Genomic DNA, 19,321 nt, shown 5'->3' with positions numbered 1-19,321 from the left:
CGTTCACCGGGCCCAGTCGACGGTGAAGACGTTGGCGATGTCGCTGGGCAGGGAGGACGGGACGGTGATGTTGATCTTTCCGTCACGGCGGGTCCACCGCAGACTGCCGCTCGTGCCGAGCAGCCGGACCCGGGACGTGGCGCTGATGGGGATGTCGCCGGGCACCGAGAGGGTGCCGCTGGGCGCGCCCAGCACGATGATGTTGAACTTGCCCGGGGAGACGGTGTAGCGGATGCCGAGCGGGCCGCCCTCCTCCTCCGCCCGCACCCCGGGCGTCGACCCGTAGATCGCGGGGCCGTTGACCTTCAGCCAGGCGCCGATGTCCCGCAGCCGCTCCTGCATGATGTCGGGGATCGTGCCGTCCGGTTTGGGGCCGATGTTGAGCAACAGGTTGCCGTTCTTGCTGACCACGTCGGCGAGCAGCTGGATCAGGAACTCGGAGGTCTTGTAGTCCTCGTCCGGCTCGTGCTTGTTGTAGCCCCAGGAGTAGCCGATGGTCATGCAGCACTCCCACTTCTGGGGGTCCATCGTGGGGTTGGTGCGCTGCTCGTACGTCGCGAAGTCGAAGTGGGTGTCGAACCGGTCGTTGATCACGACGCCCTTGGGGCGCGTACGGTTCTTGGCCTGGTTGTAGTAGTGGGCCATGGGTTCTTCGCTGCGCCACGGCGGGTTGCCGGTGGGCCGGAACCACTGCCCGTCGGCCCAGAGCAGCTCCGGGTCGTAGCGGTCGATGATCTCGTACAGCTGCTTGAGCTCGTAGTCGCCGACGTAGTCCTGGACCGGCTTGTAGCCGGTCATCGGGATCTCCTGGCCGGTGTAGAAGTTGCGCATCGGTCGGCCGATCGCCGGGTTGAAGAACTCCCCGAGCGAGTAGTACAGGCCCGGCCGCACGGTGCCGCGCCTGCGGGCCGCGCTCATCAGCTCACCGACGAGGTCACGCTTCGGGCCGTACGCCACGGAGTGACGGTCCGTCACCTGGCTCGGGTAGAGGGCGAATCCGTCGTGGTGCTTGCTGGTCAGTGCGAAGTACTCGGCGCCCGCCTGCTCGAACAGCCGCACCCAGGAGTCGGGGTCGTACTTCTCGGCCTTGAACTGGGGGATGAGGTCGTCGTAGGTGACGTTCTCGCCGTAGGTGTCGCGGTGGTACTTCCACTCGGCGGTGTCCTTGGTGCTCTGGTACCACAGGTACCACTCGGAGGCGCTTCTCGGTGTCGCGCCGCCGATCACCGAGTAGATGCCCCAGTGGACGAAGATGCCGAACTTGGCGTCCTTGTACCAGCGCGGCACGGGATGGGTGTCGAGGGACGCCTTGGTGGGCTGGTAGTCGGGGAGGCTCGAGGCGACGGGCGACGCACCTTGGGTGAGGGCCTGGGCGGTGCCGGGCGGGGCCAGCAGCACCGCGCCGCCGAGGGCGGCCGCGGTGGTCATGAAGTGTCTGCGGTTGACTGCCATATACGTGCCTCTCACTGGTACGTCGATCAGGCGTGCGTGGAGAAGGAGTCGAAGAGTGCTGTCGTGATCTGGTCGGGGTAGTTGAGGTTGACGGCGCTCGCGACCATTCCGGCGTCGCCGGTACCGCTCGCGGACGGCACGGTGGCGGTGGCCACCTGCTGCCAGGCGGTGCCGTCGGAACTGGCGTACGCGGTGTAGGCGGTGCCGTCGCGGACGAGCTTCAGCCAGGCGGGGTGGTACGAACTGCCGCCGCCCGCCCAGGTATCGAGCTTCCCGTCGCCGTCGGTGTCGGTGAGGAACTCCAGGCCGTACTGCGCGGACATGGTGAGCACCGCGTAGCCGCCCGCCTCGGGCGAGGTGAGGTCGTTGGCGACGGCGATCCCCGCCTTGGCGGACGGGCCGCTGCCGGTCTGACCGACGACCCGGGCGGTCACGGTGCCGGACGGCGGCGCCACGTCGGCGAGGTAGACCGCCGCCTTCTCGTCCTTCCAGCCGGACAGGTCCTGACCGCCCGCCCAGATGGCGAACTGGTCGCCGTTCTGCGCGTATTGGGCCTTCTCGGTGGTGGTGGCGGTCGTCAGATACGGCGCCCGCACCTCGGACGGAGCGGGAGTCACCGTGGCGTCCACGCTGTCGAAGTCGCGGCGTGTCCGGCCGTCCTGGAGGAAGGAGGTGCGTACGCCGATCTGGTGGGTGCCCCAGGCCGCGTCGGCCGCCGGGGTCACCGTCCAGGTGACCTTGGCGCTGCCGCCGGGGGCGAGGGAGCGCACCCGCGCGCTACCGGACGGTTCGGCGGACCAGCCGTCGGGGAGATCGAGGCGAGTACTGACCTCGGTGACCGCTTTGGTTCCGCTATTGGTGACGGTCGACGTGATCTGTGTGCCGTCGCCTCCGGCTTGCAGGGTCGGCCGGTACGGGGTGAGCCGGACGCGGGCCGAGGGGCAGTCGCGGGCCACCCGCAGGCCGGCGAGGTCGACCGCGTCGGCGAAGGCCTTCATCCCGACGTCGTTGGGGTGCAGATGGTCACCGGAGTCGAACGCGGCGGCGTAGCGGGTGGGGTCGTCCGGGTCCCGTACGGCCTTGTCGAAGTCGGCGTAGCCGTCGAAGACGCCGCCGTCGCGGACGAACGTGTTGACCTTCTGCCGGTCGGCCTCCTTGGCCTCGGTCCACCAGTCGCCCCAGCCGCGATACGGCACGACCGTCGCGCCGATCACGCGCAGCCCGCGTTCGTGGGCGCGGCGCACGATCTCCTTCATGCCGTCGATCACCTGATCGCCGGTGGCGCCGCCCCAGCTGAGGTCGTTGACGCCCTCGAAGAGGACCACTGTCGTGGCGCCCGGCTGCGACAGCACATCGCGCTCCAGCCGGGCCGGCGCCGACGGGTTGCCGTCCACGCCGGCGGTGATCCGGTTGCCGCTGATGCCCTCGTTCAGCACCCCGGCGGTGGTCGAGCAGGCCGACAGCCGCCCCGCCAGGTAGTCGGGCCAGCGCCGGTTGGCGTTCGAGGTGGAGGCCGCGCCGTCGGTGATGGAGTCGCCGAGCGCCACCACGGCGCCCGCCGCGTTGCCGCCCTGTACGTCGACACCGGTCAGGAACGGGAAGGTGGAATCGGTCCTGGTGAAGGCGTCCCCGTCGGCGTCCGAGGCGTGGTCGCCGCCGCCGTCGGGCGTCCAGTAGACGGTCTGCAGGCCCATCCAGTGCTGGCTGATGTGGGTGAGCCGGCCCGGGAAGTACAGGCTGACGACCAAGTCGCTGCGGGCGGGCACGGTGAGCCGGACCTGATCGCTGGCCGCCTGCCCGCCGGCGGGGATCGTCACCTTGCTCTTCCCGCCGAACCGCAGCTTCTGCGGCTTCGTGACGGCGGAACCGCCATCCCGAAGTCCGACGGTCGCGTGTCCGATGGTCACCGGCTCGGTGGTGAAGTCGTTGGTCAGGCGGATGCGTACGCTCGACCCGCCGGCGCTCACCCGCACCGGTATCCGAACCGTCACCTCCGAGGTGCCGGGGTCGTACGCGGCGTGCTGGGCGGTCGCCCACGTCCCCGTCCACCCCTGAGGTGCGGTCTCGGCCGCGGCCGGCGCCACCGGAAGCAGGGCTGCCACGGTGGCCGCCAACGCTGTGGCCAGGAGCGCGAATCTTCCGTGCCCCCGCAGGTGTTCAAGCCGTCTGGACACGGTTCCTCCTCAGGAACAGCCGCGGCCGAGGCCGAGCGACGTCAGGTCGATGGAGTCGGCGAATGCCTTCATGCCGGCGTCATTGGGGTGCAGATGGTCTCCGGAGTCGTACGCCGCGCCCAGCCGCCGCGGATCCGCCGAATCCCGGACCGCCCGGTCGAAGTCGGCGTAGTCGTCGAAGATCCCGCCGGAGTCCCGGACGAACGCGTTGACCTGCTGTCGCCGCGCCTCCGTGTCCTCGGTCCAGCCACCCCAGGTGAAGTCCTTGTACGGGGTGATCGTGGCGCCGACGACCCGCATCCCGCGCTGGTGGGCCCGGGCGGCGATCTCCGTCATCCCGGCGATGATCTGCTCGGCACTCGCCCCGCCGAGATCGTTGATCCCCTCGAAGAGGATCAGGGTCCTGGCGCCCGGCTGGGAGAGCACATCCCGTTCGAGCCGGTCGAGCGCCGAGGGGTTGGTCGCGGTCCCGGCGGTGATCCGGTTGCTGGTGATGCCCGCGTTGAGGACCCCGGCGCCGGGCAGACAGGTGTTGAGGCGGGCGGAGAGCAGGTCGGGCCAGCGCCGGTTGGTGTCGGCCGTCGAGAAGGACCCGTCGGTGATCGAGTCGCCGAGCGCCACCACCGATCCGGTCCTCGGCGCGGTCACGTCGACGCCGCTGAGGAACGGCCAGCTCGTGGTGGTCCAGGTGTAGGCGTCGCCCGAGGTGTCGGCGGCGTGGTCGCCCGCCCCGTAGTCCGTCCAGTACACCGTCTGCTGCGCCCACCAGTGATCGGTGATGTGCGTGACCTGACCCGGCAGATGGAGACTGACCACCAGGTCGGTCAGGGCCGGCACGGCGAGTCCGACCGGATCGCTCACAGCCTGGCCACCCGCCGGGATCGTGACCGCCCGCTTCCCGCCGAACCGCAGGTCGTACGGGCGCTCCACGGCGGAACCGCCGTCGCGCAGGCCCACGGTCGCGTGCCCGATCGTCACCGGGTCGGTGGCGTAGGCGTTGGTCAGCCGGATGCGTACGGATGAGCCGCCGACGCTGGTGTGCACCGGCATCCGTACCGTCACCTCGGACATCCCCGAGACCTCGTAGTGCTCACTGGCCGACGTCGCCCAGGTACCTGTCCAGCCGCGCCGATCGTCTTGCTGACCGGCCTCGGCGTGCGCCACCGTCCCGGCCACGACCGCCGAGACCGCCAGGAGCAAAGCCGCGAGCCTGCCGCGTATCCCATGCATCCGACGCCCCTTACTGTTCCGCTTGCTGTTCCGCGCCGGTGCGCGCGAGCGCCTGGTACGCCTTGGTGGCGCCCTTGGCCTTGAGGTTCACGAATGCCGGGGTCACGCCGAGTGGCGCCGCGTACCCCTTGAGCGTCACGGGGCCGTGGACGACCTTGCCGGTGGTGACGTCACGCCACGTTCCGGTCGGCAGGAAGATGTCCCGGGTGGTGCCTTCGTCGAGCTTCGGCGCGGCGAGCACGGCCGGGCCGAGCATCCACTCGTCGGAGACGGTGTAACTCGCCTCGTCTTTCGGGGAGTCGAAGAACAGCGGCCGCATGATCGGATCACCGGTCTTCAGGGTGCTCTGCACCTGGTCCCAGATGTAGGGAGCGAGCTTCTCGTGCGTCTTGATCGCCTGCCGGTAGAGGGCGACCGTTTCGCGGTCGTAACCGACCCATTCGCCGGTCGTCGCGTCCCGTACACCGGTGGGTGAGGTGGAGGCGTACATCAGCGGCATCAGGGAGGCCGCCTGTGCCCAGCGGGCAAGGACCTGTTTGGTGGGCGGCGGGTAGCTGAGCGAGCCGCCGATCATGTCGGTCTCGACGAACGGGTAACCGATCGTCGAGACCGCCAGGTTGGCCGAGACCGCGGCGCGCAGCCCCGCGAAGGTCGTCGGCTTGTCGGCCGTGCGGGTGGCGAAGCCCTTGGCCTGCGCGGCGTTCCAGGCGACCCGTAGCCCGGCTCCCTGCTGGTCGAACTCGTCGGCCAGCTCGGTGCCGTACTTGATGTAGTCGGCGCGGGTGGCCCCCGGGTAGGGGGCACAGCGGTCGTCGAAGAAGGCGGTGTCGAACTTGAACCCGGCGACGCCCAACTGCGTTGTCTGCGCCTTCAGATCGTCGGTGTACCACTGCCGCGCGGCCGGGTTCGCCAGGTCGATCAGCCCGGTCTGGCGGCCGTTCCACCAGGTGAAGAGGCACGGCTTGGACGGGTCGGACGGCTCCTTCAGCAGATAGCCGTTGTCGACGGCTTCGGAGAAGGTGGCGGCGGTCTCGGGCATGTACAGGCCCGTCCACATGCCGAGGTCGAAGCCGAGACGGTCGAGTTGCCTGGAGAGGGCCGGCACATCGGGGAAGCGTTCGGCGAAGTCGGCGGCGATCACGCTCTCCTCGATCTGCACCGCGTGCCCGCCCAGCCCGGCGCCGGCCAGCGCGCGGGCCCAGGCGAGGACGTTCTGCTGGGTCTGCTCGCCGTAGAGCTGGGCCCAGGAGTTCCAGAGCGGGGTGGCGTACTGCTCGTAGGGAGTGTCGGAGCGTTCTGGCTTGCCGACCAGCGCGATGTGGTCGCGGTACACCTCGGCCGGGGTCTCCTCGACGAACACCGTGGAGGCGGAGGGCCGTTGGCCGGTGACGGTGAACTCGCCGAGCCCGTTGCCGCCGGAGTTGATCCGCACGTCCATCGGGTCGTTCGTGTCCGCCCACAGTCCGGTGGCGCTGGAGGTGTACCAGAAGGGGGAGACCACCTGGTAGGACGCCGGACTGAACCCGGTGTCCACCACCTGCCCGGAGTCCAGCGGCCACGGCTGAACCGTCTGGTCGCTGTTCTCGCCGTGCCCGTACCAGTGCCCGGCGCTGCTCAGGTCGTACGCCGTGCTGAGCGCGTCGGCCTGTGCGCCCGACAGGGACCAGTTCATGTCGTACCGGTCGGAGCGCAGGGTGATCCGCAGATCGACGGTGACGTCCGGCAGGTCGGTGGCGGCGGTGAGGCGCAGGGTGTCGCCGTCACGGGTGCTGTCGGTGACCTCGCGGACGATGTGCCAGTCGGCGCCGATCCGGAACCGGAACGCCGCGGGCGCGGTGGCCAGGACGGTCCGGCCCGCCCGCACGGTGGTGACGGTCAACCGGTCGGTGGCGACACGCAGTTCGTAGCCGGGTGTCGAGAAGGTGACCGGCCCGGAGTCGGCGGCCGCCGGCGCCGCGCCGAGCAGCGGGGCGGCCAGGGTCAGTGCCGCCGCGCCGCAGCGTACGGTTCGTCTCGCCGTGGGGGGCATCAGGCACCACCGCCGCACGTCAGCTTGGCGTCGGCCCAGTCGGCATGGTCCGAGGAGACATCGCCGTCCCCGTCGACCAGCAGATCCAGCCAGCGGGCACCGGTCACCTCCACGTCGACCTCGGTGCCGCCGTCGGAGCCGCGCACCACCGGGGTCGTGGTGAGCGAGCGGCCGTCGGCGGTCACCTGGAAGGAGACGCTGCCGCCGTCGCCGACCTCGTCGTCCACCCCGGCGGTGGCGGTGAAACGGGTGCAGCCGCCGCCGAGATAGACCCGGACCTGGCTGTTGGCGTGCACGCCGAGGCCCTTGGTGTACGTGGTGCCGCCGATGCTCAGGGGGCGACCGTCACCCGCCGCGTCCTCCCCGTTGGAGGAGTCCTTCTCCACCGGCCCCCAGCCGTTCACCGCCTTGACCAGGGTCAGGTCGCTCACATAGGCGTCGGCGGACAGCGCGGGCGGTGGCACCTGTACGGCGCGTACGCCCGTGACGGTTCCCGGACGGCCGGGCTGAGTGAGCTTGGCGGTCGCGGACAGGACGGCGTAGAGGACTGGGTCACCCGGCGGGGTGACGGTGTAGTCGGCGGTCACGGTGGCGCCGGGCCGGACCCGGTCGAAGCGGGTGGTGTCGTCGGTGGTCGCGGTCCAGCCGTCCGGGACCTTCAGCGCCAGTTGGGCGTTCCAGGCGGCCGGCGCGTCCTTCGGCACGCTGAGGGTGACGGGAACCTTGGCGGCGGTGCCGGTGGCCAGGAACGGCTCGGCGTCGACGGTGACCTGTGCGCCCGGGGCCGGCAGGGCGTAGGTCTTGGCGTCGTACGAGGGGGCCGCCACCGTACCGACCTTGATCCCGCCCGCCGAGGCGCCGAGGTCGACGAGCCTCGCCGCACCCGGGCCCGCGCCGGCCTCGGTGGACCACACGGCCAGGGCGATGCTGTTGCTGCCCTGCTCGCGCAGGAGGCCCTTGGGGATGACGAACCGTGTCTGCGGTCCGGTGTCCGGCAGGTAGCGGCCGATCAGCCAGCCGTTGACGAAGATCTCGGCGCGATAGCCGGTGCTGCCGCCTGCGGGTTCAGCCAGATCCAGCGCGAGCGCGTTGTCCTGGCCCTGCGGCAGGTCGAGCCGGGCGGAGGTGCGGTACCAGCGCACGCCGGGCTCGGTCTTGCCGCTCTGCTCGGAGAGAGTCGTGCTCTTCCAGCTGCCGTCGGGGAAGCCCGGCAGCGACCAGCCGGCCCGCTCTCCGTGCAGCCCGCCGTTGTTGTACGGGCCGCGTGCGGTGTCCACCGGGTCCTCGCCGCCCCGGTTGCCCTGGATCTTCCAGGTGAGGGTGGAGGCCCCGCCGATCACCTCGGCACTGAGCAGACCGCGCGGCTCCTTGGAGTAGTCGTGGCCCCATTCCTCGTTGTGGCCCGCGTTCTCCACGAGGACGGACAGGACGTTGTCCGCGCTGTCTCCACCGGCCTTCAGCGTGCCCGCCGGGATGTCGAAGGTGTGCGCGCCGTCGCCGGAGCTGCCGAGGTAGCGGCCGTTGAGCCAGGCCGCGTACTGGCCGGTGTTGCCGGTCTTGGCGTCGAGTGCGAGCGCGGTCGCGGCACCGGTGGTCCTGAACCGGCCGCGGTACCAGACGTTGCCGTGGTGGAAGCCGTACTCGTCCATCGCGAGGACCGGCAGCGACCCGGCCAGTGCCGCGTTGTTGGCGGTGAGGTGGTCGGCGGTGGTCCAGGTGGAGTCGTCGAAGCCGGAAGCGGATTCGGGCGCCTCCTCCTTGTACTTCCAGGTCGTCAGCGCGGGCAACTGGACCGGGAGCGGCGCCTTGGTGACGGCGGTCTCGCTGCCGTTCCAGGTCACCTTCGTGGCGTCCGCGATGACCTCGACCTTCGTGGCCTTGGTCGAGTCGCCGGTCAGTTTCAGCGTGCCGCCCGCCTGTTCGGCCGTACGGACGAGGGACGGGCCGCGTACCAGAACCGGTCCCGAGGCTGTGTCCTGCCGCCACCAGCGGGCGGTCTCCGCGGTGTCGGCGATCAGCAGTTCCATGCCGTTGACCAGCACGCGGGCCAGGCCCTTGTGGGTGTAGTTCAGGCGCAGGTCACCGCGTGCGGCGTCCCAGGTGGTGGTGACATCTCCGTCGAGGACGGTCACCTTGGGCCGCTCGGCGTACCGCAGCACGGTCTCGCCGGTTTCGCCCGCACGCCCGTACAGCAGCGCCACCTCCCGGTCGCCGATCTTGGCGTGCGTCATGATCTCCGAGGTGGAGTAGACGAGCCGCTGGTTCTCGCCCAAGTCGTAACCCGCTACGAGGAGTTTGGCGTCCCGGCCGTTGATGGTGATCTCGCCCTGCTGCGGGACGCGCGGGTAGTCGCCGTCCTTGCCCGAGAGGGACAGGGTGGTCTCGTCCTTGTCCTTCACGCGGGTGTCGGCGTGGCGCACGGTGAAGAACTGGGTGCCGTCGTCGGGGTTGACGCGCCGGTCGATGCGCAGGGCGTCGTCGGAAGGAGTGCGGGCCTCGGCCTTGTCGGTGCGCGCCAGCGAGGTGACGGAGTTGACCATGTAGCCGAGGCGCTTGAACTCCTGGTACTTGTCCGTCAGTTGGCGGGACTCGTTGATCGGGGCCCCGTAGTCGTACGACGTGTAGACCGCGTTGGGGTCGGCGAGCCAGCCCCAGTTGGTGCCGCCGTACGTCATGTAGAAGGACTGGCCGCTCACCCCGGCGGCGATGTTCATCTTGCTGAACACCCGGGTGAAGTCGGTGCCGGTGAGCTTCGCGCAGTCCTGGTATCCGGTGCCGCCCCAGGGGTCGAAGGCGCCGCCCTGGGCCTCCGGGATGATCAGCGGGGACTCGGGCTTCCAGTCATTGACGTACGAATAGTCGGGCAGGTTCTTCCAGGTATCGGGGTCCTTGCAGTCGAAGCCCTGCGGGTAGGCGTCGAAGCCGTAGATGTCCGGGGCGCCCTTGCCGCTGACCCAGTTCTGGTTGGCGCCGCCGTCGTTGACGAAGGTGGGCACATCGATGCCGTCCTCCTTCGCCCAGTCGATGAGGGTCTGCATGTAGTCGGCGTCGTGCCGGCCGCCCTGGTACTCGTTCTCGACCTGGTAGAGGATCACCGACCCGGTGCCACGGGTGAGTTGGTGGCGCGCGATGATCGGGTTGATCCGGCTCATCCACTCCCGGGCCGCCTTCAGGTACTCCGGCTCGGAGGTACGGTTCACGCCGGCCTGTGTCGAGCGCCAGGCGGGCATGCCGCCGCCGGAGACCTCCGCGTTGATGTACGGGCCCGGTCGGGCGATCACGTACAGGCCCGCGCGCTCGGCCTCGTCGAGCAGCCGCTCCACGTCACGGGTGCCGGTGAAGTCGTACGAGCCCGGCTTGGAGGAGTGGTAACCCCAGTCGAAGTAGAGCGAGACCGCGTTGAATCCGCCCGCCTTGATCTTCTGCAGGACGTCGCGCCACGCGTCGGGGCTGGGCAGCCGGAAGTAGTGGAACTCGGCGCCCCATATGTACAGGGGTTTTCCGTCGACCCGTACGGAGTACTGGTCGTAGGTGACGGTGTGCGGGGCCTGGGCCTGCGGGTCGGCCTGGGCAGGTGCCGCGACGACGGCTGTGCTGGTCAGGGGCATGACAGTCAGCGCCGCGGCGAGCAGCAGGGACTTCCACTTCACCCTCATGACGTCAGCCCCTTCACGACGGCCGCCCGCGCGGTCTCGATGTCGCCCACGTCCTTCGTCCGGCCGTCGAGGTTCCGCGTCGCGGTGGTGAGGGCCTCGGTCAGCGCGTCGCTGTCCGTGCCGCCGTCCTTCTTCCGCAGCTCGGCGATGAGTTCGTAGTCCTCGATGCCCTCCTTCAGCTGCTCCCAGCGGATGCTGGACATCGGGCCGTCCTTGCCCGGGTAGACCAGGTACTCGTCGCCCTGCGTGAAGATGTGCACCGGCAGCTTGAAGGGATCACTGGTCCAGCTGTTGTACGACCAGCGCAGGAAACCGTCCAGATCCCGCTGGGCGGAGATCCAGGGCAGCATCCGCGACTCGACGGCGGGCGAGTAGGACAGCGTGTTGGGGTGGGCCGGCGAGCCGTACACGTAGAAGGTCGTGATCTTGCCGGCCTTGCGCCGTTCCGCCACCTTCTCCTTCGTCATCGCGTCGATGCCGCCCCAGTCGACGGACAGGTTGGACGCGACGCCTTCGGTGTTGATCGAACCGGCCACGGAGATGCGGTCGTCGAAGGCCGGCGCGACCTCGTGGACGAAGTTCCTGACGACCGTCATGGTGTCGATGGGCCGCTCGTCGAAGGACAGCCAGGTGTGGTCCAGCCAGCCCTTCGCCTTCACGTGCTTCTCGAAGGCCGGCAGGAACGTTCCCCACGCCTGACGCCAGCGGTCGCCGCCCAGATCGACGTTCTCGTAGACGGTCTTGCCGGTGCCGGTGTCCGTGTAGGTCAGGTGCTCCTGGTCCTGGAACGCGAGCATCGAGAAGGCACCGATGTCGGGCCCGAGACCGGCACGTCTGGCGGTCTCGACGTACTTGTCCCAGCGGCTGAAGTCGAAGGAGAACGTCTTTCCGTTCCAGGCCCAGCCCACCATGCTGGTGTACGGCGTGGCGGTCTGCGACGCCCGCGTGCCGAGCGACCACTGGTGGTGCCACGGGTTGTCGACGATGGTGGTGTTGATGACCTTCTGGCCACGTGAGGCCAGGTCACGGTTGTACTTGTCGATCAGCTTCCAGTGCTCGTCGGACCAGAGCCTGACGCCGTGGTTCTTGGCGATCGTCTCCGGCTGCGCCCACACGTCGAGGAAGAAGTTGTAGTCCTTAGGGTCGGGCACGCTCGCGTCCGCGACCTCGATGGTCAGCGGGTACGTGCTCTGGGTACGGCCGTCGGCGTTGACCTTGACCGTGCCGGTGTAGGCGCCGGGCTTGGCCGTCTTGGGGATGCGGAAGGTGAACCACAGCGGCTGGGCCGCGTACGCGGGCACGTCGACCGAGTCCCGCTCCTCCAGCGGGTCGCCGACCACGTCGGGGTTGCGGTCGCCGGACACCTCTTTGCCGGAGCTGACCTGGTCGATGGTGGCCGACCAGTCGACCTCGCTCTTGGAGCGCTGCACGGGCACGTACTTGACGAACCGGACCTGGGTGTCGGCACCGGACAGCTTCGTCCCGCCGGGCCCGGTCAGGTCGCCGACCACGGCCTTGACGTCGTCGAGGTTCTGGCCGGAGGCGATTGCCAGCTGCGCCGAGACCTGTTCGTTGCGCACGGCGGAGAGCTTGAGCTCCTTGGTGTCCTTGCCCTGGATGGGGGTCATCGGATACCGCGGGACCCGTTCTTCCGCGGAGCCGGCGAAGGAGCCGGTGGGGACCCAGGTGATGGTGTCCCTGGTGCCCATGGCGTCGGCGACCTTGACGGTCAGCCAGGTGGTGGTGGCCTTGGAATTGAGGTCGGTGCTGGTGGTCGCCGTACCGGTGACGGCGATCGCGGTGGTACTCGCGGCCACGACGACACCGGCGACGAAGCCGGCGACGAGTGAGGACGTACGTGCCATGGGGCTGGGGTCCCTCTCTCACGGAGGTGCAGGGAGTTGTCCCCGGCGGGTCCTGGGGGGGCGGGAGGACTGCCGGGAGGCGGGGATGGCCCCCGGCAGGCCCTCAGGGGGAGGAGGGGCCTGCCGGGCAACCGGGAGGGTGAAAGCGGTGTGTCAGGAGGTGACGGTGAAACCGCTGAAGACGGCTTCGATGTCCTCGCCGGGGTAGTTGACGTTGGCCGCGCTGGCGACCATCCCGGCGTCCTCGGTGCCTGCGGCCGACGGCACTTCGGCGGTGCCGACCTGCGACCAGGTCTGGCCGTCCTTGCTGGCGTACGCGGTGTAGGTGGTGCCGTCCCGGGTGAGCTTGAGGTACGCCGGGTGGTAGGTGGCGTTGCCGCCCGCCCAGGTGTCGAGCTTCCCGTCGCCGTTGCTGTCGGTCATGAACTCCAGTCCGTAACTCTGGGTCATGACCAGCACCGCGTAACCGCCCTTCTCGGGTGCGGTCAGGTCGTTGGCGAGGGCGACGCCCGCCTTCCCGACCGGCGAGGCGCTGTTCTGGGAGACCAACTGGGCCTGCACGGTGGACTTCTCGCCTGCCACGTCGTCGCGGTAGATGACGCCCTTCTCGTCCTTCCAGCCGGACAGGTCCTGGCCGCCCGCCCAGATGGCGAACTGGTCGCCTGCCTGGGCGTATTGCGGGTCGTCGGAGGTGGTGTCGGTCGTCAGGTAGGGCTCCTGCACGCTGCCCGGGGCGGCCTTCACCTGCGCCTGCACGGTGTCGGACATCTTCGTCGAGCCCTTGGATCCGGTGTAGGTGGCGGTGCCGGTGAGGTCATGGCTGCCCCAGCGGGCGTCCTCGGCCGGGGTCACCGTCCAGGTGGTGGTGAGTGTGGCGCCGTTCTTGAGGGAGCTCGCGGTGGTCGGACCGGCCGGCTCGGCGTTCCAGCCGTCGGGCAGGTCCAGGGCCGCCTTGACGCTCTTGACGGTTCCGGTGCTCCAGTTGGTCACGTCGGTGGTCACCTCGAACGGCTTGCCCGCGTCGGTGGCCGGGGCGTCCGGGGTGATCAGGACGGAGGCGGCAGGCGCGTCGTCGCGCTTGAGCGCCTTGATGGCTTTGTCCGCGCCCTTGGCCTTGAGGTTGACGAAGGCCGGGGTCACGCCGAGCGGCGCCGCGTAGCCCTTCAGGGTCTTGGGTCCGCGGATCACCGTGCCCTGGTTCACGTCGTACCAGGTGCCCGGCGGCAGATGGACGGAGCGGGTGGCACCGGTGCTCAGCTTCGGCGCGGCCAGTACGGCCGGACCGAGCATCCACTCGTCGGCGACCGTGTAACTCGCCTCGTCCTTCGGGAAGTCGAAGAACAACGGCCGCATGATCGGATCGCCGGTCTTCAGGGTGCTCTGCACCTGGTCCCAGATGTAGGGGGCGAGCTTCTCGTGCGTCTTGATCGCCTGCCGGTACAGGTCGACCGTCTCCTGGTCGTAGTCCACCTTCTGCCCGGTAGTGGTGTCGTTGGTGTCCACCGGGGAGGTCGAGGCGTACATCAGCGGCATCAGTGAGGCGGATTGCGCCCACCGCACCAGTACGTCCTTCGTCGGTGCGGGCTGGCCGCCGGAACCGCCGATCATGTCGGACTCGACGAACGGGTAGCCGATGGTGGAAATCGCCAGGTTCTGGGAGGCGGAGGCGCGAAGAGAGTCCCAGCCGGTGCCCTTGTCGACCTGACGGGTGACGAAGCCGGCCTCGTGGGCCGTCTTGTTCCAGTGCACGCGGATACCGGCGCCCTGGAGGTCGAACGCGTCGGCGAGCTGCGTGCCGAGCTTCTGGTAGTCCGTGACCTCGGACCCCTCGCGCGGCGCGCACCTCTCGTCGAAGAAGCGGGTGTCGAACTTCAGGCCGTCGATGTCGTACGTGTCCATGAGGGACTTGAGGTTGCCCTCGTACCAGGCCTTGGCCTCGGGGTTGGCCAGGTCGATGATCCCCGCCTCGCCGTTCCACCAGGTCACGTCACACGGCTTGGTCTTGTCCTTGGCGTCCATGAGCAGATAGCCGTGGTCGACCGCGTACTGGTAGTTGGCGGAGTCCAGGTTGATCCACAGGGTGACCCAGACGCCGAAGTCGAACCCCATGTCGTGGATCTTCTTGGAGAGGCCCTTGGGATCGGGGAAGGTCTTGGGATCCCAGGTCAGATTGCCGTAGTTCGACTCCCACTTGTCGTCGAGCTGGATGGTGTGCCCGTCCAGCCCGTTGTCGTGGAGATCGGTGGCGTAGTCGAGCAGTTTCTCCTGGTCGACCTTGGTGTAGAACTGCGCCCAGGAATTCCACAGCGGCTTGGCGTACTGCTCGTACGGGGCGTCGGACTTGGTGGGCTTGCCGACGATGCCGATGTAGTCGCGGTAGACCTCCAGCGGGGTCGACTCGACGAACACGGTGGCCTTGTAGGTGTCGGGCGACTCGACGACGAAGCTGCCGAGACCGTCCTTGCCCTTGTTGAGCGACACGTCCATGACGTTCCCGGTGTCGACGCGCAGACCGGTCGACTTGGACGTGTACCAGAACGGGTCGATCATGTGGTACGACGCCGGGCCGAAGGTCGGGTGGTCGACCTCGCCGGCGTCCAGCGGCCAGGGCTGGTTGGTGCCGGGACCGCCCTGCGGGGTCTCCGCCTCGCCGTGGCCGTACCAGTGGCCGGCCGACGACAGGTCATAGGTGAGGCCCAGTTGCTTCGGTGCGCCGCCTCGGACGTCCCAGTCGAGCTGGTAGCGGTCGGCGCCGGGAGTGATCCGGGCCTCCACCGTCGCGCCGTCGAGCGTGCTGTCGGCGGTGACGGTCAGGACGCCGTTCTTCCATGTCCAGTCGGTGGCGCCGGTCGCGTGCTGCCAGGTGCCGTCGGCCGTGGTGAAGCGCAGGGCACCGGTGTCGCCGGATGTGGTGGCGAGCACGGTCTTCCCGGCGCGGCGCGTAGTCAGGGCGAGTTTGTCGGTGGCCACGTCGAGGGTGTAGCCGGGGGTGTTGGCGGAGGCCGGCACGGAGACCGTGACGGCGTTCGCGGTGCGGGCCACCTTCGGCCCGTCGGTGGCGGAGGTGGTGGGGCGGGCGGCTGCCGTGGCTGCGGCCGTGGAGCCGGTGAGGGGCGCCATCAGCATGGCGGCGGTCAGTGCGGCAGCGAGCAACAGGCCGCCGGGACTGCTCAATCGGGCGTGCACTCGTGTCCTCCTGTCGGACAGGACGGTGGCTCAGGAGCGGCGGTGCGTGGTGCCGGTGGCGTGCGGAGCGCACGGTCACGAAGAAGCGCGGTGCCCGCCAGAGCTGCGGTCTGCTTGATTCTGCGTACGGATGCAAGATTCGAAGCGATTTCGCACATGCTCTTGCGGGAACCGCCACCTGTCAACATGCGGGGCACGCGGCGTCCCGAGTGCCCCGAGGGCTGTCGTGGAGCGGCTGTTGTCCCTGGTGGCGGTCGGTCCTGGGGCCCGCCGACCGGCCTCGGCGGGCCCGGAAACCTTTCGTAACGGACGCGTAAATTCTGCGGCCCCCGAGATCCTTCCGGGGGAACGCCCGGTCAGGCCAGGATCACGGAACGGCTCAGATGGCGCGGATTGTCCGGGTCCAGCCCGCGCGCCGAGGCGAGGGCGGAGGCCAGCCGGTGCACCACGACGAGATCTGCCAGCGGGTCCCGGCCGAGCGCCACCAACTGCCCGCCGGTGTCCGCGATCTCGTCGGCGAGACCGGAAGGCAGGGCCGCCGGGTCTCCGAACCACCACGCCACGCGGCCGGGCGCGGTGACGCTGATCGGGCCGTGCCGGTACTCCATCACCGGGTAGGCCTCGGTCCAGGCTCCCGCCGCCTCGCGCATCTTCAACGCCGCCTCCTGGGCGATCCCGTAGGCCCAGCCCTGTCCCAGGAAGGTGAACTGCTCGGCCTCCAGCACCCCGGCCGGCAGCGGTTCGTCCAGCGCCGAGTGCCCCTGCTGCGGCAGATGTTCCAGGTCCTCGCCCAAGTGGGCCCGTAGGAGCACCAGTTCCGTGCTGGCGAACCGGGTCTGGACGACCGAGGTCTCGTCGGCGAAGTCGAGCACGACGACGGCGTCCGCCGGCCCCGTCACCGGCGACTGCGCCACCGCGGTCACCGCGGTCGTGGGGGTGTGCCCGCGCAGCCGGCCGAGCAGCTCCAGTACTTCGGTCGTGGTGCCGGACCGGGTCAGCGCGACCACCCGGTCGTAGGCCCGCCCGCTCGGCATCTCAGAGGCGGGGAAGGCATCGGTCTCGCCGTGACCGCCCGACTCCCGCAGTGCCGCGTACGCCTGGGCGATGAACCAGGACGTCCCGCAACCGACGACGGCCACCCGCTCGCCGGGCCCGGGCAGCGAGGCGGAGGCGGGACCGTCGGGCCTCCGGGCCAGTGTCACGGCCTGCCGCCAGCAGTCGGGCTGGGTGGCGATCTCGATGTCGGTCTGACTCATCGGGGACTCCCCTCTCGGGCGCACGGCGTGACCGATACGTGATGCGACGGCCCTTGACACTGTGCGCGTTTCATTGAGCATCATGTCGTTCGATGATTGATAGCACCAGCAATCGAGCATAAACAAGCAAGCGAGCGCGCAATCAGGCGAGCACGCGCTTGACCAAGCACGCCATGCGTGCGGAGAGGTACTCCGTGAAACGGCACCTCGCGGGCCTCGCCGGGGGTACGGCCCTGGCACTGGCCCTCACCGGCTGCGGCAAGGGCAGCTCCTCGGACAGCGGCGGATCCGACGGCAAGACGATCAGGTTCGTCGCGGCGAAGTACGACGACGACACCCAGGCCTACTGGACCGCGCTGATCAAGGACTTCGAAAAGGTGAACCCCGGCTACCGGGTCAACCTCGAAGTCGTCGACTGGGAGCAGATGGACTCCAAGGTCAAGACGTACGTCCAGACCAAGCAGGAACCGGACATCCTCAACTACAACAAGTTCTCCGACTTCGCCCGGGACGGCCTGGTGTACAAGGCGCAGGACGTCGTCTCTCCCAAGGTGCTGGCCGACTTCCTCCCGCTGTTCCGGCAGAAGGCGCAGTACAAGGGGGCCCAGTACGGCCTGCCCTTCATCTCCAGCGCGCGCCTGTTCTTCTACAACAAGGACATCTTCGCCAAGGCGGGCATAGCCCGGCCGCCGTCCACCTGGGCCGAGGTCGAGGCCGACGCCAAGAAGATCAAGCAGGCCGGTTACATCGGCCTCGGGCTGCCCCTGGGCCCCGAGGAGGCGCAGGCCGAGTTCCAGATCTGGGCGATGAACAACGGCGGTGGCTGGACCGACGCCTCGGGCAAGTGGGCGATCGACCAGCAGGCCAACGTCGACACGCTCAGCTATCTGCGGAAACTGACGAAGGAAAAGGTCACCCAGCCCAACCCGGAGGCCACCAACCGCAAGGACGTCTTCAACCAGTTCGCCCAGGGCAAGATCGGCATGCTCAACGGGGCGGTCTTCATGCGGAAGGGCTTCATCGACCCGGTCGACGCCGACCTGAACTACGGCGTCGCGGCCCTGCCCAGCAAGGACGGCAGCACCCACAAGACGCTCGGCGTGCAGGACTACCTCGTCGCGTTCAAGAAGAGCGACGGGTCGAACAAGGCGGCGGTGAAGAAGTTCCTCGACTTCTTCTACCAGAAGGAGAACGCCGCCAGGTTCGTCTCCACCGAGGGGTTCCTGTCGGTCACCGAGTCGGCCGGTCAGGTGCTCAGTTCCGACAGCCAGAACGCCGCCTACTACAAGCCGTTCGTCGACGCCCTCTCCAGCGCCGAGTTCGCCCCCGCCGACGACCCGGCATGGGCCGCGGTCGACGGTGCGGTGAAACAGCGCATCGGCACCGGGGTGGCGGGCGGCGACCCGGCGAAGGTCCTGGGCGAGATCCAGAAGACCGCACAGAAGGGCGACTGACTTCGGTGGCCGTACACGATGTCACCGCAAGCGCCACCGGGGCCGAACACCCGGCCCCGGTGGCGCCGGCGCTGCATCCGCCGCGCCGCCGTCGCAGGACATGGCGCACGCTCGAGCCCCTGTTGTGGCTCGGGCCCGCGACCCTCCTCATCCTGACCATGGTCGTCTGGCCGATCATCGAGATGATCCGTACGTCCCTGACGAAGGTGAGCTCCACCGGACTGTCCGAGGGATTCGCCGGCCTGCGCAACTACACCGATCTGTTCGCCGAGGGCGACCTGCCCGGAGTGCTGCTGCGCACCGTCGTGTGGGTCATCGGCGTCGTCACCGTCACGATCCTGGTCTCCCTGGGCTTGTCCCAACTGCTGAACGCGAGCTTCCCGGGGCGCCGGCTGGTGCGGTGGGCGATGATCGTGCCCTGGGCCTCGTCCGTGCTGATGACGGCGCTCATCTGGCGCTGGATGCTCAACAACTTCTACGGCGTGGTCAACCGGCTGCTCATGGACATCGGGGTGCTCGACGCCCCCGTCAACTGGCTCGCCCATCCGGGGCAGGCCCTGGCGGCGATGATGGGCGTGGCGGTGTTCGTCTCGCTGCCGTTCACCTCGTTCGTCCTGCTGGCCGGTGTGCAGAGCATCCCCGGCGAGGTGTACGAGGCGGCGCGGGTGGACGGCGCGGGCCCGGTCCGCGCCTACCTGAGCATCACCCTGCCGCTGCTGCGGCCCTCGCTGGTGGTCGCCGCGATCATCAACGTCATCAACGTGTTCAACTCGTTCCCCATCATCTGGGCCATGACGCGTGGCGGCCCCGGCTTCAGCACCGACACGACCACCACCTATCTGTACAAACTCGCCTTCGACAACCAGTCGGTGGGGGAGTCGGCCGCCATGGCCGTCGTCAACTTCGGGCTGGTCCTCGCCGTGGTGCTGGTCTATCTGCGCGTCGTCCGCCGACAGGAGGACACCGCGTGAGCAGAACCGCCGTCAGTCCCCGTACCTCCGCGCCGCGCAGGAGGCGGC

General features: G+C 69.1%; 10 protein-coding genes. 2 read left to right on the top strand and 8 right to left on the bottom strand.

Features of this window, described 5'->3' with window-relative positions; all coding sequences use genetic code 11:
- Nucleotides 1–3: 3 nt before the first annotated feature.
- From QF027_RS06020 to QF027_RS05985, 8 genes are all read right to left on the bottom strand, one after another.
- The gene (locus QF027_RS06020; RefSeq protein WP_307073137.1) at nt 4–1,452 is read right to left on the bottom strand and encodes an alpha-L-fucosidase; all 1,449 of its coding nucleotides are present in this window, start codon (nt 1,450–1,452) and stop codon (nt 4–6) included.
- Nucleotides 1,453–1,478: 26 nt separating this feature from the next.
- Nucleotides 1,479–3,626 carry a GDSL-type esterase/lipase family protein gene (locus tag QF027_RS06015; RefSeq protein ID WP_307073135.1) on the bottom strand — a complete coding sequence of 716 codons (2,148 nt, stop codon included), beginning with the start codon at nt 3,624–3,626 and terminating at the stop codon, nt 1,479–1,481.
- Between the two features lie 9 nt (nt 3,627–3,635).
- Entirely contained in the window at nt 3,636–4,856 is a 1,221-nt protein-coding gene (locus QF027_RS06010; RefSeq protein WP_307073133.1) for an SGNH/GDSL hydrolase family protein, read from the bottom strand.
- A gap of 10 nt (nt 4,857–4,866) precedes the next feature.
- Nucleotides 4,867–6,885, bottom strand: coding sequence for a glycoside hydrolase family 31 protein (locus QF027_RS06005; protein ID WP_307073132.1), 2,019 nt, complete (start codon nt 6,883–6,885; stop codon nt 4,867–4,869).
- Nucleotides 6,885–10,541 carry a beta-galactosidase gene (locus tag QF027_RS06000; protein WP_307073130.1) on the bottom strand — a complete coding sequence of 1,219 codons (3,657 nt, stop codon included), beginning with the start codon at nt 10,539–10,541 and terminating at the stop codon, nt 6,885–6,887. The genes QF027_RS06005 and QF027_RS06000 overlap by 1 nt, the downstream gene beginning before the upstream one ends.
- On the bottom strand, nt 10,538–12,406 hold the full coding sequence (locus tag QF027_RS05995) for a DUF4091 domain-containing protein (RefSeq protein WP_307073128.1): 1,869 nt from the start codon (nt 12,404–12,406) through the stop codon (nt 10,538–10,540). The genes QF027_RS06000 and QF027_RS05995 overlap by 4 nt, the downstream gene beginning before the upstream one ends.
- Nucleotides 12,407–12,559: 153 nt before the next feature.
- On the bottom strand, nt 12,560–15,532 hold the full coding sequence (locus QF027_RS05990; RefSeq protein WP_373432492.1) for a TIM-barrel domain-containing protein: 2,973 nt from the start codon (nt 15,530–15,532) through the stop codon (nt 12,560–12,562).
- A gap of 416 nt (nt 15,533–15,948) precedes the next feature.
- Complete coding sequence (locus QF027_RS05985; protein WP_306985285.1) at nt 15,949–16,848, bottom strand: SIS domain-containing protein; 900 nt, start codon at nt 16,846–16,848, stop codon at nt 15,949–15,951.
- Nucleotides 16,849–17,021: 173 nt separating this feature from the next.
- On the opposite strand from QF027_RS05985, the gene QF027_RS05980 reads away from it, so the two are divergent.
- Nucleotides 17,022–18,302, top strand: a complete 1,281-nt coding sequence (locus QF027_RS05980) for an extracellular solute-binding protein (RefSeq protein ID WP_306985287.1) — start codon at nt 17,022–17,024, stop codon at nt 18,300–18,302.
- Between the two features lie 5 nt (nt 18,303–18,307).
- Nucleotides 18,308–19,273: a carbohydrate ABC transporter permease gene (locus QF027_RS05975; protein WP_307073126.1), complete on the top strand. Its 966-nt coding sequence runs from the start codon at nt 18,308–18,310 to the stop codon at nt 19,271–19,273.
- Nucleotides 19,274–19,321: the final 48 nt, after the last annotated feature.

The sequence above is a fragment of the Streptomyces canus genome (assembly GCF_030816965.1).
In the GTDB taxonomy this organism is placed as follows: domain Bacteria; phylum Actinomycetota; class Actinomycetes; order Streptomycetales; family Streptomycetaceae; genus Streptomyces; species Streptomyces canus_E.
Note: the sequence above shows the minus strand (reverse complement) of the source record. Positions and strands in the feature narration are given on the sequence as shown.

What these genes read in the sequence shown, in the direction of transcription:
- QF027_RS05995 (WP_307073128.1), bottom strand. Translation starts at nt 12,406, where the DNA reads ATGGCACGTACGTCCTCACTCGTCGCCGGCTTCGTCGCCGGTGTCGTC.
- QF027_RS06005 (WP_307073132.1), bottom strand. Translation starts at nt 6,885, where the DNA reads ATGCCCCCCACGGCGAGACGAACCGTACGCTGCGGCGCGGCGGCACTG.
- QF027_RS05990 (WP_373432492.1), bottom strand. Translation starts at nt 15,532, where the DNA reads ATGCTGATGGCGCCCCTCACCGGCTCCACGGCCGCAGCCACGGCAGCC.
- QF027_RS05980 (WP_306985287.1), top strand. Translation starts at nt 17,022, where the DNA reads ATGCGTGCGGAGAGGTACTCCGTGAAACGGCACCTCGCGGGCCTCGCC.
- QF027_RS06010 (WP_307073133.1), bottom strand. Translation starts at nt 4,856, where the DNA reads ATGCATGGGATACGCGGCAGGCTCGCGGCTTTGCTCCTGGCGGTCTCG.
- QF027_RS06020 (WP_307073137.1), bottom strand. Translation starts at nt 1,452, where the DNA reads ATGGCAGTCAACCGCAGACACTTCATGACCACCGCGGCCGCCCTCGGC.
- QF027_RS05985 (WP_306985285.1), bottom strand. Translation starts at nt 16,848, where the DNA reads ATGAGTCAGACCGACATCGAGATCGCCACCCAGCCCGACTGCTGGCGG.
- QF027_RS06000 (WP_307073130.1), bottom strand. Translation starts at nt 10,541, where the DNA reads ATGAGGGTGAAGTGGAAGTCCCTGCTGCTCGCCGCGGCGCTGACTGTC.